At 63.6% G+C, this 14,803-nt stretch carries 3 protein-coding genes; all 3 read left to right on the forward strand.

The window, feature by feature from the left end:
- Positions 1-15 precede the first annotated feature (15 nt).
- Positions 16-408: an SMI1/KNR4 family protein gene (locus ACZ899_RS26420; RefSeq protein ID WP_234563030.1), complete on the forward strand. Its 393-nt coding sequence runs from the start codon at positions 16-18 to the stop codon at positions 406-408.
- A 485-nt stretch (positions 409-893) separates the two neighbouring features.
- Positions 894-14,411, forward strand: a complete 13,518-nt coding sequence (locus ACZ899_RS26425; RefSeq protein WP_485627985.1) for a hemagglutinin repeat-containing protein — start codon at positions 894-896, stop codon at positions 14,409-14,411.
- Positions 14,412-14,419: 8 nt separating this feature from the next.
- The gene (locus tag ACZ899_RS26430; RefSeq protein WP_186714549.1) at positions 14,420-14,767 is read left to right on the forward strand and encodes an immunity 8 family protein; all 348 of its coding nucleotides are present in this window, start codon (positions 14,420-14,422) and stop codon (positions 14,765-14,767) included.
- Positions 14,768-14,803 lie beyond the last annotated feature (36 nt).

The raw sequence follows: 14,803 nt of genomic DNA on the forward strand, positions 1-14,803 counted from the left end.
GCAGGGTGAATGGGAATGTATGACGATCTGCAGCCGGACAAGGTGTCCGGCCCCCTTTCCAAACTGACGACAGCCGAAGCGCAGGTGCTCTTGGCGCTGGCTGGCCCCCATTCGCAGGTGCCGGCCGATTACCTGGCGTTCATCAGGGAGCTTGGATGGGGGGAAGTGGGTGAGGCGGCCTATATGTTGTACGAAGGCCTGCTCACGCCTGACCAGGTCTACGATGAGGACGGGGACAACGCCCTGGAAGGCATACTGTTGTTCGGCGATGACCTGCAGGGTTACTGCTCAGGGTTCGACACGAACAATGGCTGGGTGGTTGTCGATATCGACCCGGTGAGCCGTGAGGCCCATCAGGTGGCGGACAGTTTCTCCGAGTTCATACGCGAACTGTTGGGTGACTTGTAGTCCGTGTGAACTGCAAGGGCCGGGAATCACCAGGCGGTGTCTCCCGGTTTCGATTCGCGGGTCCTTGCTGGCCGCTGCGGCCAGTTCTTCTCTTCTCTGTGTGGCTTCTTGCGGTGCGCATGCCCAGATGAGGCATGGCACCGATTTCTCCCCTTCCGACGTCCTCGATAGCCCTGGATGCAGTGCGCGGGTGGCCTCTGGCTGCCTGGAGTTTCAGCCTGGGTGACTGCTGGAACAGGCAGTAGATGGTTTCACGGTTTTTTGGCGATATTAATTTGACGTTTCCGTGATGGCCAAATAACATCTCGCGCTCTTTTTTCGGGGGGCAGGCACTGGATGATGCCTGTGCGTTGTCGGCGGGGGCGAGCTTGCGTGCCTACCTTCGCCCACAGCCTGAAACGCCCCGACATGCTGACCGACAAGGAATGCCCGGTGTACTTGCGCCTGGACTTTGTCATCTGACCGCCTGATTCACGAGACCTGACATGGACGTTCGCCTGTTTGCCTTCCTGGCCCGCCAACGCTCGGCCGCAATTCAGCCCCGCGAGCGCTTCTGCGGGCTGCCCAAGCGTGGCCTGGCCTTCCTGCTGGCCAATGCCATGTTCTGGCAGCCGCTGTGGGCGCAGGCCGCCGAAGGCGTGGTGGTCAGCGGGCCGGGCACCAGCCTCGGCCAGGCGGGCAACGGCGTGCCGATCGTCAACATCGCCGCGCCCAACGGCAGCGGGCTGTCGCACAACCAGTTCAGCGACTACAACGTTGGCCAGCAGGGGCTGATCCTCAACAACGCCACCGAGCGCACCCAGGCCACCCAGCTGGGCGGGATCATCCTTGGCAACCAGAATCTGCAGGGCCAGGCGGCCAGCACCATCCTCAACGAGGTCAACGGCGCCAACGCCAGCCAGCTGCGTGGCTACACCGAGGTCGCGGGGCATGCGGCGCATGTCATCGTCGCCAACCCCCACGGCATCACCTGCGATGGCTGCGGTTTCATCAATACGCCACAGGCCACGCTGAGCACCGGCAAGCCGGTGATCGAGAACGGCCAACTGACCCGTTACCAGGTCGACCAGGGCCACATCGCCATCGAAGGCGCGGGGATCAATGCCAGCAACGTCGACAGCTTCGAGCTGATTGCCCGCAGCACCAAGATCAATGCCGAGATCCAGGCCCGCAACCTGGCCATCGTCGCCGGGCGCAACGATGTCGATGCCCGCACCTTGGCGGCCACCGCGCGTGCTGACGACGGCAGCGCCAAGCCGAGCCTGGCGATCGACTCCAGCGCGCTGGGCGGCATGTATGCCGGCGCGGTCAGGCTGGTCGGCACCGAGGCCGGTGTCGGTGTGCGCCTCGACGGGCGGATGATCGCCAGCGGTGGCGATATCCAGCTCGATGCCAATGGCCAGCTGAGCATGGCCCAGGCCAGCGCCGGGGGCGATGTGCGCATCCGGGCGACCGGTATCGAAACCCAGGGGCCGGTGCATGCCGGCAAGCAACTGCAGGTGGAAAGCCGTGGTGACCTGGTCAACCGTCAGGGGCTGACTGCGGCAGGTTCGGTGCAACTGGACGCGGCAGGTCAACTGAACAACCTTGGGGGCATCCAGGCCGGCATCCAGGCCGATGGCAGCCGCGCGGCCAATGCCGACCTGAAGATCAACGCCGGAGCCGTGGACAACCGCAACCAGCGCCTGATCGCCAGCGGTGACCTGACGCTGACCACGGGCGGTCGCCTGGATAACCAGGGCGGCAGCCTCAGCGCCGGGCGCCATGTCGACATCAACGCGGCAACGCTGGACAACCGCCAGCAGGGCAAGGTTGTCGCGGACGGGCGCATGACCCTGGCCGGTGGACAACTGCTCAACAGCGACCGTGGCCAGATCATCAGCCAAGGGGCACTGAACGCCACCTGGGCGCACCTCGACAACCAGGCCGGCGAGCTGTCCAGCCTCGATGCCCTGGCCCTGAACCTCGGTAGCCTGGACAACCGCAATGGCAAGGTCCTGGCCAATCGGGGTATTACCGTCACCAGCCAGGGCCTGGTCGACAACCGGACCGGCCGGATCGCCAGCCAGACCTCCCTCGACCTGACCGCCCAGGCCCTGAACAACGGCCAGGGCGGCCATATCAGCGGCAACCAGGCGGTCAGCGTCAATGTCGGGCGGTTCGACCAGCAAGGTGGCCATCTGAGCAGCGTCACCGAGCTGACCCTCGACCTGAACCATGGCCGGCTGGACAACCGCGACGGCGAGATCGTCGCCAACCAGCTGCATCTGCGGCAGATGGCCGATATCGACAACCAGCGTGGCGAGATCTCCAGCAAGAGGGCCTTCACCCTGACGGGTCGCAGCCTCGACAACACCGGTGGCAAGTTCTACAGCGAGCAGGCCCTGACCGTGCGCCTCGACCAGTTGCTCGACAACCTGGATGGCCTGGTCTCGGCCGACGGCCTGGATATCCAGGCCCTGGCGTTGCACAACCAGGGCGGCGTGGTCACCAGCAAGTCCGGCCTGGTGTTGACCACCCGCGCAGCCATCGACAACCAGCACGGCGAGATCTCCAGCACCGGCCACGGCCAGGTAAAGGCCGGCAGCCTCGACAACCGCGAGGGTACGGTAACGGGTGGGGCGTTGGAGCTGGTAGTCGCCCAGGCGCTGGACAATCGCCAAGGTGTGCTGGCTGCCGGCAAGGCACTGACGCTGAACGCCGCCAGCCTCGACAACCGCGAGCAGGGCAAGCTGCTCAGCGATGGCACGCTGACCGCCAAGGTCACCGGCCTGCTGGACAACCAGGCCAAGGGCCTGGTGAATGGCCAGGGTGCCACTGATGTCGACGCGGGACAGTTGGACAACCGTGGTGGCCGGTTGCAGGGCAAGGACCTGCTGACCCTGCATGGCCAGCATTGGGACAACCGCGGCGGCAAGATCGAGGGCGATGGCGCGATGACGCTGACCATTGACCACCTCGACAACCGCGACCAGGGCCTGGTCAGCGGCCAGGCCGGGGTGCGCTACAACGGCACCGAACTGCTCAACCAGCTCGGCATTTTCGGCGCGAAGGGCAACCTGGACTTGGTCGCTGCGCACCTGGACAACAGCGGTGGCAGCCTGACCAGTGGTGGCGATCTCGATGGGCAGGTCACGCGCCTGGAACAGCTCGGCGGCAAGCTGTCCGCCGACGGCAAGCTGACCCTCAAGGGCGATTCGCTGGTCAACCGCCAGGGTGCCGTGCTGGGTGCCGGCCAGGACATGCGCTTGACCGTGGACAGCATCGACAACCGTGGCGGTGAACTGTCCGCGGCCAAGGCGCTGAGCCTGACCGGCCAGCACCTGGACAACACCGGCGGCCAGGTCCTGGCCGATACCGACCTGGCGCTGACGGTGGCCGAGGTCATCAACCAGGCCCAAGGCCTGTTGCGCGGCAAGGGCCAACTGACCCTCGACGGCCAGACCCTGGACAACCGCGACGGGCGTGTTTCCGCCGAGCAGGGTGCACGCCTGCGCCTGGGCCAGGCCCTCGACAACGGCAAGGGGCTGCTGACCAGCGAGGGTGATCTCGACATCGGCGCCGCCAGCCTCGACAACAGCGACGCCGAGCTGAGCGCCGCCGGCAAGCTCACCCTGGCCACCACTGGCAAGGTAGACAACCAGCGCGGGTCGATCACCGCCGACGGCACCCTCGACCTGCGCAGCGCCAGCCTGGACAACCATGCCGGCGAGATCGGCGCCCAGGGGGCCATGGACATCGCCACCGGCACGCTGGACAACCGCGACAGCGGGCACGTGGTTGGCAACGACCGCCTGACCATCAAGGCCGGCCAGGTCAACAATGCCGGCGCAGACAGCCGCATCGACAGCGATGGCGCAATGAGCTTGACCGCCACGGGCTTCGACCAGCAGGCCGGGCGCCTGCTGAGCAAGACTTCGATCACCCTCGACCTGGGCCAGGGCGCATTGGTCAACCATGGCCTGATCAAGGCTCCGCTGCTGGTGCTGAACAATCTCGGCAGCGTCGACAACCAGCGCGGCGAGATAGTGAGTCCGCAAGGCTTCACGCTGGCCGCCGGTACGCTGGACAACCGCCAGGGCAAGCTGATCAGCGACCAGGATCTGACGGTCCGTATCGCCCAGGTACTGGAGAATACCAAGGGCCTGGTCTCGGCCAAGGGCCTGGACCTGCGCGCCACCCGCGCGGATAACCGCCAAGGCATTCTTGTGGGCGACACCGCCCTGAACATCGACGCCGGCACTTTGGACAACCGCCAGGGCAAGGTCTCCGGCAAAGGCCGTGGTGAGATCCAGGCTGGCACATTGCTCAACACTGCGGGTTCGCTGATCAGTCTGGAGCAGTTGCGGATCAAGGGCGGCGAGCTGGACAACCGCGAGGCGGGCCTGCTCGGCAGCAACGGCGCGCTGACCCTGGACGTCGATCGTATCGACAACCGTGGCGGCGAGATCACCGGCAAGGCCGCCGTCGGCGTGACCGGCACCTCGCTGGACAACAGCGACGGCGGCCTGCTGGTCGCCGGCACCGGCATGACCCTCGCCTTGCAGGCACTGCTCAACCGCAACAAGGCACGTATCGAGGCCCAGACCGGCCTGACCCTGACCGGTCTGACCCTGGACAACGACGGTGGCCGCCTGACCAGCCAGCGGGACATGACCCTGACGTTGACCGGCGCGGCGCTCAACCGCCTCGGCCTGATCAGCGCCGAGGGCCAGCTGGTGATGGCCGCGCAAAGCCTGGACAACGGCACCGGAAAACTGAACAGTGCCGGCAGCCTGAAGCTGACCACGACGGGCGCGCTGCTCAACCAGCGTGGCGAGTTGCTGAGCGATGGCGACATTACCCTGGCCAGCGCCAGCCTGGACAACACCGACAAGGGCGTTATTGCCAGCAAGGGCGCGCTGACCATTACCACCGGCCACCTGGACAACAGCCGCCAGGGCAGTATCAGCAGCAACCGCACCCTCGACCTGCACGCCGGCCAGCTGGACAACCGCGACGGCGGCCGCGTGGGCAGCCGCGAAGCTCTCAGTGCGACGGTTACCGGCCTCGACCAGCAGGGCGGCAAGCTGTTCAGCGACACTTCGGTGAAGCTCGACCTGGGCCATAGCCACCTGGACAACCGCGGCGGCTTGATCAACGCGCCGTCGCTGCTGCTGAACAATCTCAAGACCGTGGCCAACCAGGGCGGCGAGATTTCCAGCGCGCAAGCGTTCACCCTCGCTGCCGAGCAACTGGACACCAGCAATGGCCGCTTGCTCAGTGACCAGCGCCTGCTGCTGCGGATCAGCCAGCGCCTGGACAACCTCAAGGGCCTGATCGGTGGCCAGTCGCTGGAGGTTCATGCCGGAATGCTGGACAACAGCGGCGGCACCCTGAGCAGCCAGAGTGGCTTGCAGGTGACCGTAGATGGCTTGCTGAGCAACCGCGACGGTGGCCGAATCGAAGCCAAGGACGCGCTCACACTCACCAGCAAGGGCCTGGACAACCACGGCGGCAAACTGCTTGGCAGCAGCCTTGCACTGGACCTGCTCGGCGCCGACCTCGACAACGGCGCCGGCCTGATCACCACCGCCGGTCCACTGACCCTCGCCAACCTGGCCAAGCTCGTCAACCAGGGTGGCGAGATCTCCACCGCCCAGGCCCTGCGCCTGGATGTCAGCGAGCTGGACAACCGTGACGGCAAGCTGATCAGTGAACAGACGCTGAGCATCACCAGCGGCGCCATCGACAACCGCAACGGCCTGGTTTCGGGCTGGCAGGGGCTGACCGTTACCGGCCAGAGCCTGGACAACCGCCAGCAAGGCACCCTGTCGAGCCGTTCCGGCGCCGTGCAGGCGACCGTGGCCGGCGCCCTGCGCAACAGTGACGGCGGCGCGCTGGTCGCCCAGCAGCGCCTGGAGGTCAAGGCCGACAGCCTGGACAACAGCGCCAAGGGCATCCTGTCCAGCGGCAGCGGCCAGCAGCTGACCATCACGGCGGCCCTGGACAACCACGAGGGCGGCCTGATCGATGCCGGTGAAAAGCTGGTCATCAGCGCAGGTTCCCTCGACAACCACGGCGGTCGCGTGGCCACCCGCCAGGACCTGGGCCTGAACGCCGCGAGCCTGAACAACAACGACGGCAACCTCGCGGCCCAGGGGGCCCTGACCCTCGACCTGCTCGGCGATTTTCTCAACCGCAAGGGCACGCTGTTCGCCGGCAAGGACCTGCTGATCCAGCGCGCCGGGCTGGTCGACAACCAGGCTGGCCAGATCGCCAGCCAGGGCCTGCTCAAGGTGCTGGCCGGCAGCATCGACAACAGCCAGCGCGGCACCCTGGCCGCCAATGGCGCGCTCGTGCTCAACAGCAGCGGGGCGCTCAGCAACACGGGCGATGGCCTGATCTACAGCCAGCAGGGCGACGTAGGCCTGCAGGCGGCGAGTTTGAACAACGCCAAGGGCACCGTGCAGGCCAAGGGTGCGCTCACCGTGCAGGCCAACGGCGTGCTCGACAACCAGGGCGGCAAGCTGATCGCCCAGGAAGGCGTACTGAGCGTGACCGCCGATACCCTCGACAACCGCGGCGGCATCCTTGCCAGCCTCAAGCAGTCGCTGGGCGTGCGCACCACCGGTGTGTTGCGTAACGGCAGCGACGCCAATGGCCAGCGCGGCGTTCTCCAGGCACTGGGCCTCGATCTGCAGAGCGCCAATCTGGACAACCACGGCGGGCGCATCGCGGCGCTGGGCGGTGATGCGCTGATTCGCACCGGGCAGTTGGACAACCGTGACGGCGGCATCTCCGCCAGTGGCCTGCTCAAGGTCACCGGCACCAACCTGCTCAACGGTGGCGACGCGCGCGGCGAGATGGTCGGCCAGCGTATCGACATCGGACTGAGCAGCGCCCTGGACAACCGCGGCGGCATCATCGAAAGCGCCAGCACCCTGGCCATCGCAGCCGCCAGCCTGGACAACCAGGCGGGGAAACTGCGTGCCCTGGGCAACAGCGGCACAACGCGATTCCAGATTGGCGGGGTGCTGGATAACCGAAACGGAACCGTAGAAACCGCCAACACCGATCTTGCCCTGGTCATCGGCGATCTGGTGAACACCGGGGGCAGCATCGCACACGTCGGCAATGGCGATTTCGGTGTCAGCAGCCAGCAGGTCATGGCGGCGGGAGGTCGCCTGTTGACGCATGGCACCCTGAATCTCAGTGCCGACAGCTGGGTCAACAGCAGCGTGCTGCAAGCCGGCACGCTCAACCTCAATGTCAACAACTTCAGCCAGACCTCGAGCGGGCAGTTGCTGGCGACCAAGGCGTTGCTGGGCACGGGCGGCAACTGGCTCAATGACGGGTTGATTGCCAGCGATGGCACATTGAACCTGACCTTGGGTGGTGCCTATTCGGGCAACGGCCGATTGACCAGCCTGGGGAACATGACCCTGACTGCGGCGCAGATGAGCCTGGGCACCGCCACAAGCATCGCGGGTGGCGACAGCATTGTGGTCAACGTCGGCAACCAGCTGAGCAACCTTGGGCGCTTGTCGGCGGCCAATGACCTGACGATCAACGCGGGCAGCCTGTCGAACTACGGTGCATTGGCCGCTTCACGCAACCTGAACTTGATCGCCCAGTCCGTCCACAACGACCAGGCTGCCGACGGAAGTCGAGGCTTCCTATTCAGTGGGCGGGACATGACGATTAGCACCGCCGATTTCAGCAATCGCTACGCGGATGTGTACAGCCTGGGCAATCTGCTGGTTGCCGGCGTCACCGCGGGCAGCACTGCGGCAACCTTCCTCAACAGCTCCGGGACTGTCGAGGCGGCCGGTGACATCAACCTGCAGGCATCCAGTTTCGTCAACAAACGCGACAAGTTCAGGGCCAGCCACCAGATCACCGATGGCTACATGACCATCTACTGCGTCCAGCATTGCAAGGGATCGCGGTGGGTGAGGGGCCCGGTGCATATCTACAAGACCCTCGAGACCGTGATTCACGAGGACTCGCCCACGGCAACCCTGGTTTCCGGGCGTGACCTGACCATTGGCGCAGGCAGTGTGCTCAATGCTCGAAGCGTCATCTCGGCGGCCAACGATCTCACCATCACTGCCGGCAGCATTGACAACGAGGGCGAGCGTTCCAGGTCGGGAACCGTTGCAAGGGAAGTGGGGCCTGGGGTCAAGGTTCCCACGGGCTATTTCTTCCAGTTGATCAACGAAGTAAACGCCTACAACCAGGCCCACCCACGTTCCGGGCCGTTCGACGAAGCCGCCTTCAACACATTGGTCGCGAAGTTCGACCCCGGGGTATTTTACGGCATCGATGCAGAGCCCGTGGTCCAGCCGGATCAGAAGTTCATCGCTCCAGCGGTCATCCAGGCCGCCGGGACGGCCAAGCTCACTGCCGCAGGCAGCATCAGCAATATCGTTGTGAACAGGGCGGCAGCGGCTACCAGCAATCGCTCGTTCGATACCCAGGTATCCAGCGTGACGCAGCCCACGGTGGTCAACCTGAATGCGCAGTTGCCACCTGATCTGGCCCAGCGACAGGTCGATCCCACCACCCTGCCAGGCTTCAGCCTGCCAGCCGGGCAGAATGGCCTGTTCCGCCTGAGTGGCAAAGGCAGCGATGCAGCCACTGGCACCGCCCAGCGCTGGACATTGGGCAACGCCACTGTCACCTCGCATGAGCGTGAGGTGCTGGCCAGTTCCCGACCGGGCTCGATCCAGGCAATGGATGCGTCCGCGTCCAGAGGAAGTGAGCAGGCAATCGATCGCGTTGCCCACCAGCGTGTCGAGTCGGCTGCCAAGGCCAGTGTCATCGGGGTCAATGCGCCTGCGGGCGAGGCCGTGGATAGCTACGTTCCCCCACCGAGCGTAGGTGCGCAGGCCGCCGAGCTGGTGGCGCAGGAGCCGGGTATCGGCGCTCGCCCCTGGATTGCGGGTGTCACTCGCCTGCCGGATAGCCAGTACACGAGCAAGCCGCACAAGTATCTGATCGAAACCAATCCGGTGCTGACCGACCTCAAGCAGTTCATGAGCTCCGATTACCTGCTTGGCAACCTGGGCTTCGATCCGGACAAGAGCTGGAAGCGTCTGGGTGACGGCTTTTACGAGCAACGCCTGATCCAGCAGGCGGTGGTGGCTCGCACCGGCCAGCAGTTCATCGATGGCCAGACCTCCGGCGAGCAGCTGTACAAGCACCTGATGGACAATGCCATCCGCAGCAAAGACCAGCTCAACCTGAGCCTGGGTGTCGGTTTGACCTCCGCCCAGGTCGCGGCGTTGACCCACGACATCGTCTGGCTCGAAGCACGCGAGATCAATGGTGAGCAGGTACTTGCGCCAGTGCTGTACCTGGCCCATGCCAATGGCCGACTGGCGCCTGACGGTGCGCTGATCGCGGGGCAGGACGTCCAGTTGATCGCCGGGGAGAATCTCGACAACGTAGGCACGCTGCGTGCCTCGCGCAACCTCAGCGCCACCGCCGGCAAGGACCTGACCAACACCGGCCTGGTCCAGGCCGGCGAGCGCCTGGACCTGCTGGCCGGCAACAGCCTGGTCAACAGTGCCGGTGGCATCGTCTCCGGTCGTGACGTCAGCCTGACCGCCATCAACGGTGACCTGATCAACCGACGCGATCTCACGCGCACGGACATCGTTTACGGCAGCGTGCGTGAGCAGAAGGATTATCTTGAAAGCGCCGCGCGTATCGAGGCCGGCAACAGCCTCAGCCTCAAGGCCGGGCAGGACATCAAGAACGTCGCCAGCGTGATCCAGAGCGGCGGCGACCTGTCGCTCAGTGCCGGTCGTGATGTGAGCCTGCTGTCGGTCGAGGAACGTCAAGGCTTCTACACCGATCGCCAGCGCAGCAGCACGGTGCAGCAGCACGGCGCCACGGTCAGCGCCGGCCGCGACCTGAGCCTCGGCGCCGGCCGCGACCTCACCGCCGTGGCCAGCCAGATCGACGCGGGCCGCAACCTTACCCTGGCCGCCGGCGAGGACCTGAACCTGACCTCCGCCGCCAACGAAGCCCACAGCTTCAGCCGCAGCAAGAAGGTCACCCAGTCCAATGACCAGGTCACCCAGGTCTCGACCACGGTCAAGGCCGGTGGTGACGTGTCGCTGTCTGCCGGCCAGGACATGGCCATCGTCGCCAGCCAGGTCAAGGGCAAGGGCGCTGTCGACATCGACGCCGAGCGCGACTTGACCATCGCCTCCGAGCAGAACGAAAGCGCTTCGTACTACCTGAAGAAGAGCAAGGGGTCGTTCGGTCGCGGCAGCTCCAAGCAGCAGGAGAGCTACCACAGCACCAACGTCGCCTCGGTGATCGAGGCCGGTGGCGACCTCACGGTCAACGTCAGCAAGAAGGACGGCGGCGGCATTGCCCTGGACGGTGGCCGCGATGTCTCGGTGATCGGCAGCCAGCTCAAGGCCGGCGGCGATGTCATGCTCGGTGCCACCGGCGATGTGGCGGTGCTGTCCGGCGTCGAGGAGCACGGCGAGTACAGCAAGAAGACCAAGTCCGGCTTCCTGGGCCTTTCGAAGAGCGGCAAGAGCCAGCTGCAGACCCACGCCACGCAGGTCGGCAGCAAGCTGGATGCGGGTAACGACATCGTTATCGCCGCAGGCAGCGATGTGCGCCTGCGCGCCAGTGAGGCCAATGCCGGCAAGGACGTCGAGCTGCGTGCGGGGTTGATCGACAAGGCGGGTGACATCAACCTGGTATCGGCCAATGACACGGCCTATAGCCGGTCGGAGGAATACAAGAAGAAGTTCAAACTGTCGCTTTCCCCCGAGATCATCCTGAACCCGGCAGCGCTGATGATGCCGATCGCACCGGGCACGGTCCTGCCATCGGTGTCGATCGGTTCGGCCAAGGCTTCCGGGCAGGAGGCTCGCAGCAGCACCAGCGTCGGCAGTCAGGTGAGTGGAGAGCGTGACGCCACCCTGCAGGCGGCCCGCGATATCAACGTGCTGGGTAGCGGCGTCAGCGCCGGACGCAACGTCAGCCTCAACGCCGGGCGCGATGTCAATGTCAGCGCCGCGCAGAACCAGAGCGACAACTCGCACTGGTCGAGTTCGAGCAAGACAGGCCTGCGTTTCGACAGTGACGACAACGGCATGAACTTCTTCGCCGGTGTCGAGAAGGAGAAGGCCAAGGACCGTCTGCGCGAGCAGCTGGCTGCGGGTAGTCGCATCCAGGCCGGGCAGGATCTGGATGTCAAGGCCGGTCGCGACATCAACCAGACTGGCTCCGACCTGGTGGCCGGCCATGACATCAGCCTGGGGGCTGGTCGCGATATCAACATCGACGCGGGACGCGAAACCCGTATCCAGGAACTGGAGCGTGAGTACGAGGGGCATGGTATCAGTGGCTCGATCAACCATAACCTGGGCAAGACCAAGGACGCGCTGAGCAACACCGGCAAGGGCGAGAATGGGGTGAGCAAGGGCTCCAGCGCCCTGCAGACCCTGGATGCGATCAGTCAATTCCTCGCCGGCCCGACCGGTGACGGCAAGATCGGCAGCAGCAAGCAGACCAGCAGCCAGCAAAGTGTCGAACAGAACAACCGTCCCTCGACGCTGGACGCTGGCAACGATGTGAAGCTACAGGCGGGCAACGACGTCAATATCAAGGGCAGCCAGGTGCAGGCCGGGCGGGATATCGACGTCAAGGCGCGCGATATCAACATCGATGTGGCCAAGGGCAGCAGCAGCCAGGAAAGCAACCGGTCGCAGAGCTGGGGGGGCATCCACGGCGGTACCAGCGGTGGCTTCAAAGTTGGTATTGGTGGCAGTCACGGTACTGCGGGTGCCGATGGCACCCAGGGCAACTCGACGCCGAGTCAGCTCGAGGCGGGGCGCGATATCAAGCTCGACGCCAGCCACGACCTGAACATCGTCGGTTCGCAGGTCAAGGCCGGGCGTGACATCGACCTGGCCGCAGGCAATGACCTGAACATCCGCGCTGCGCAGAACGACTCGCACTACGAGCAGAACCGCCGCAGCGGCGGAGGTGAAGTCGGCCTGGCGTTCGGCTCGGAAGGGGTAGGTATCTATGCCAGCGTCAACCTTGGCAAGGGCGCGCTGGAGCGCGATGCCCAGCGTCACCAGGAGGCCTATGTCTACGCGGGCGACCAGCTGAAGTTCAGCAGCGGCAAGGACACCAACATCCAGGGTGCCCAGGTGCGCGGGGACGAAGTCATCGGCCGTGTGGGGGGCGACCTGAACGTGGCCTCGGCCATTGACACCGGCAAGGTCAAGGGCAAGGAGTTCGACCTGAGTGCCACCGTCACCATCGGCCCGGGCTCGGGTATCAGTGGCTCGGTCGGCAAAGGCAAGACCACGGGTGAAACCGAGTGGGTGGAGAACCAGACCCGCATCAGCGCTCGGGACAAGGTCGATATCCGTACCGAAAACCACACCCAGCTCGATGGTGCCTTGATCGCCTCCGACAACGGCAACCTCAAGCTCGACACCGGCACGTTGGGGCACCGTGATATCGCGGGCAAGGACCAGGAGCATGGTTATTACCTGAATGTCGGTGGCAGCTGGAAGCCGGTCAAGAATGCCAAGGACGAGAAGAGTGCAACCGTCAGTGGCTGGGAGTACGAGAAAGACCGCGAGCAGATTGTCCGTGCCACCGTTGGTGCCGGCGACATCACAGTGCGCGGGGATGCCGCCACCGGCCAGGACTCCACGGTCGGTCTGAATCGGGACCTGGACAAGGCTTACCAGATCACTCGAGACCACGAGTCGCGCACCGACCTCTACATCAGTGACACGGCGGTCAACGATGCGCTTCATCCAGTAGCCACGGTGAACAGGTGGTCCAACGAGCTTCGCAACTATGACAAGACTGCGCTGAAGAACCTCGAGCAGGCCGGCAATGTCGTCAATGTTCTGGTCAATCGCTTCGAGCGCCTTCAAGGGCGTCAGTTGGATGCAGGTGCCGTGGCCATTGGCGGGGTGAAGCTCGCAGAGGACACCTATGAAGCCCTGCTGATGGCGAACTTCAAGCCTGATGAAGCCAAGGCGCTCATGCGCACGCCGAGTTTCCAGCAGGAGGTGCTGGCACGCCTTAACCAGATCGAACATGTGTTCGATAAGCACGAGGAGTCGACGAACGAGCTTGCCCGTCTGTGGGGGGCGATTGAGCTTGACCCTACGCCGATCACTGAACGTCGTGGTCCGGTGCAGATGGCGCTGACCTATAGCTCGCAAATCAATGAGTATCTGGATGCAGACCCGGAGCGAGGTCAGAAACTGGCTCTGGCTCTGGCGATGATCCAGGGGCCCAAGGCGGTTATACAGCTGGCGGTGTCGACAGCGATTGGGCAGACGGAGCTCGGTCAAGACCTCAATGAACAGTACGACCGTGCCATGACCCGAGTCGGCACGATGCTTGCCGAGCACATGGAAGGCGGCGGTGTTGTCCTGAATGGGGAGTCTGACAGCGACAAGTTTCTGGTGGGGGGCGGCAAGCTCATCAGCAGCATGATTCTGGGTGTTGCCTCGGGGCGCAAAGGGAGTGGTGGGCATGAGGCCAAAAAGCCAACGACTACTCCTGTGGAGTTGCCAGGGGGCGGGAAAGATGTCATAGATGGTAAAAAAGGGGGAGCTGCTAGCTCCGGCGCTGAAAATGCAGCCTTGTATCCAAAGCTGAAGGATCAACTGATACAAGAAAATCTGAGCAATATTGCGGCTCAGGACTCAAGATTAGCTGCAGCTGTGAACGGCAGTGGAACGAAAAATCCGAACTTCTCTATAGGTCAAGGTACATCTTCCGAAGCTAATCAGTTGGGTAAAACCTGGGTTGGAGATGGTGCAACAAAAACAAGTGATGGGCTTGGTTTGATTAGCGCAGACGGCACTCGTGTATATAGGCCGCCAACACCAAAAGATTCATCTTTTGCAACGACAGGCGTGCAGGCCAATTTTGAAATGTACAACATCAACCCGGTAACAGGTCAGCGCGTAAAAGTAAGTAACGGCCATCTGAATGTGACTGACTAGGAGGAATGATGCGTGCTGTTATAAAAGGTATTTCTAATGATTTATTTGATGTCGAGACCTACGTTCCTGAGGATGTAGACAACTTTTCTTTGAGTCTTCGTATTCGAATTGGGCTTGATATTACACAAGGGGCAGATGATTTTGAGCTTTTCATCTGCACTCCAAAGTGGTTGGAAGAGACGATGTGGGAGCCTCGTTGGGGGAGAGGTCTATTAATTGTTCGAGAATATGATTATTCGACTATTAATGGGTTAATTCATGAGTATGTGAGTCGCTGCGAGGGGGATGGCTGGGAAACTATCGTGATAAAGCTGGGGAAGGTATTTGCCTGGGAGTTTGATGATTACCAATCCTAATTAATAAGATTGTTTATCTAACGCCGGTCATGTACC

It is taken from the genome of Pseudomonas sp. TE31087 (assembly GCF_057284075.1).

What these genes read in the sequence shown, in the direction of transcription:
- ACZ899_RS26420 (WP_234563030.1), top strand. Translation starts at nt 16, where the DNA reads ATGTATGACGATCTGCAGCCGGACAAGGTGTCCGGCCCCCTTTCCAAA.
- ACZ899_RS26430 (WP_186714549.1), top strand. Translation starts at nt 14,420, where the DNA reads ATGCGTGCTGTTATAAAAGGTATTTCTAATGATTTATTTGATGTCGAG.
- ACZ899_RS26425 (WP_485627985.1), top strand. Translation starts at nt 894, where the DNA reads ATGGACGTTCGCCTGTTTGCCTTCCTGGCCCGCCAACGCTCGGCCGCA.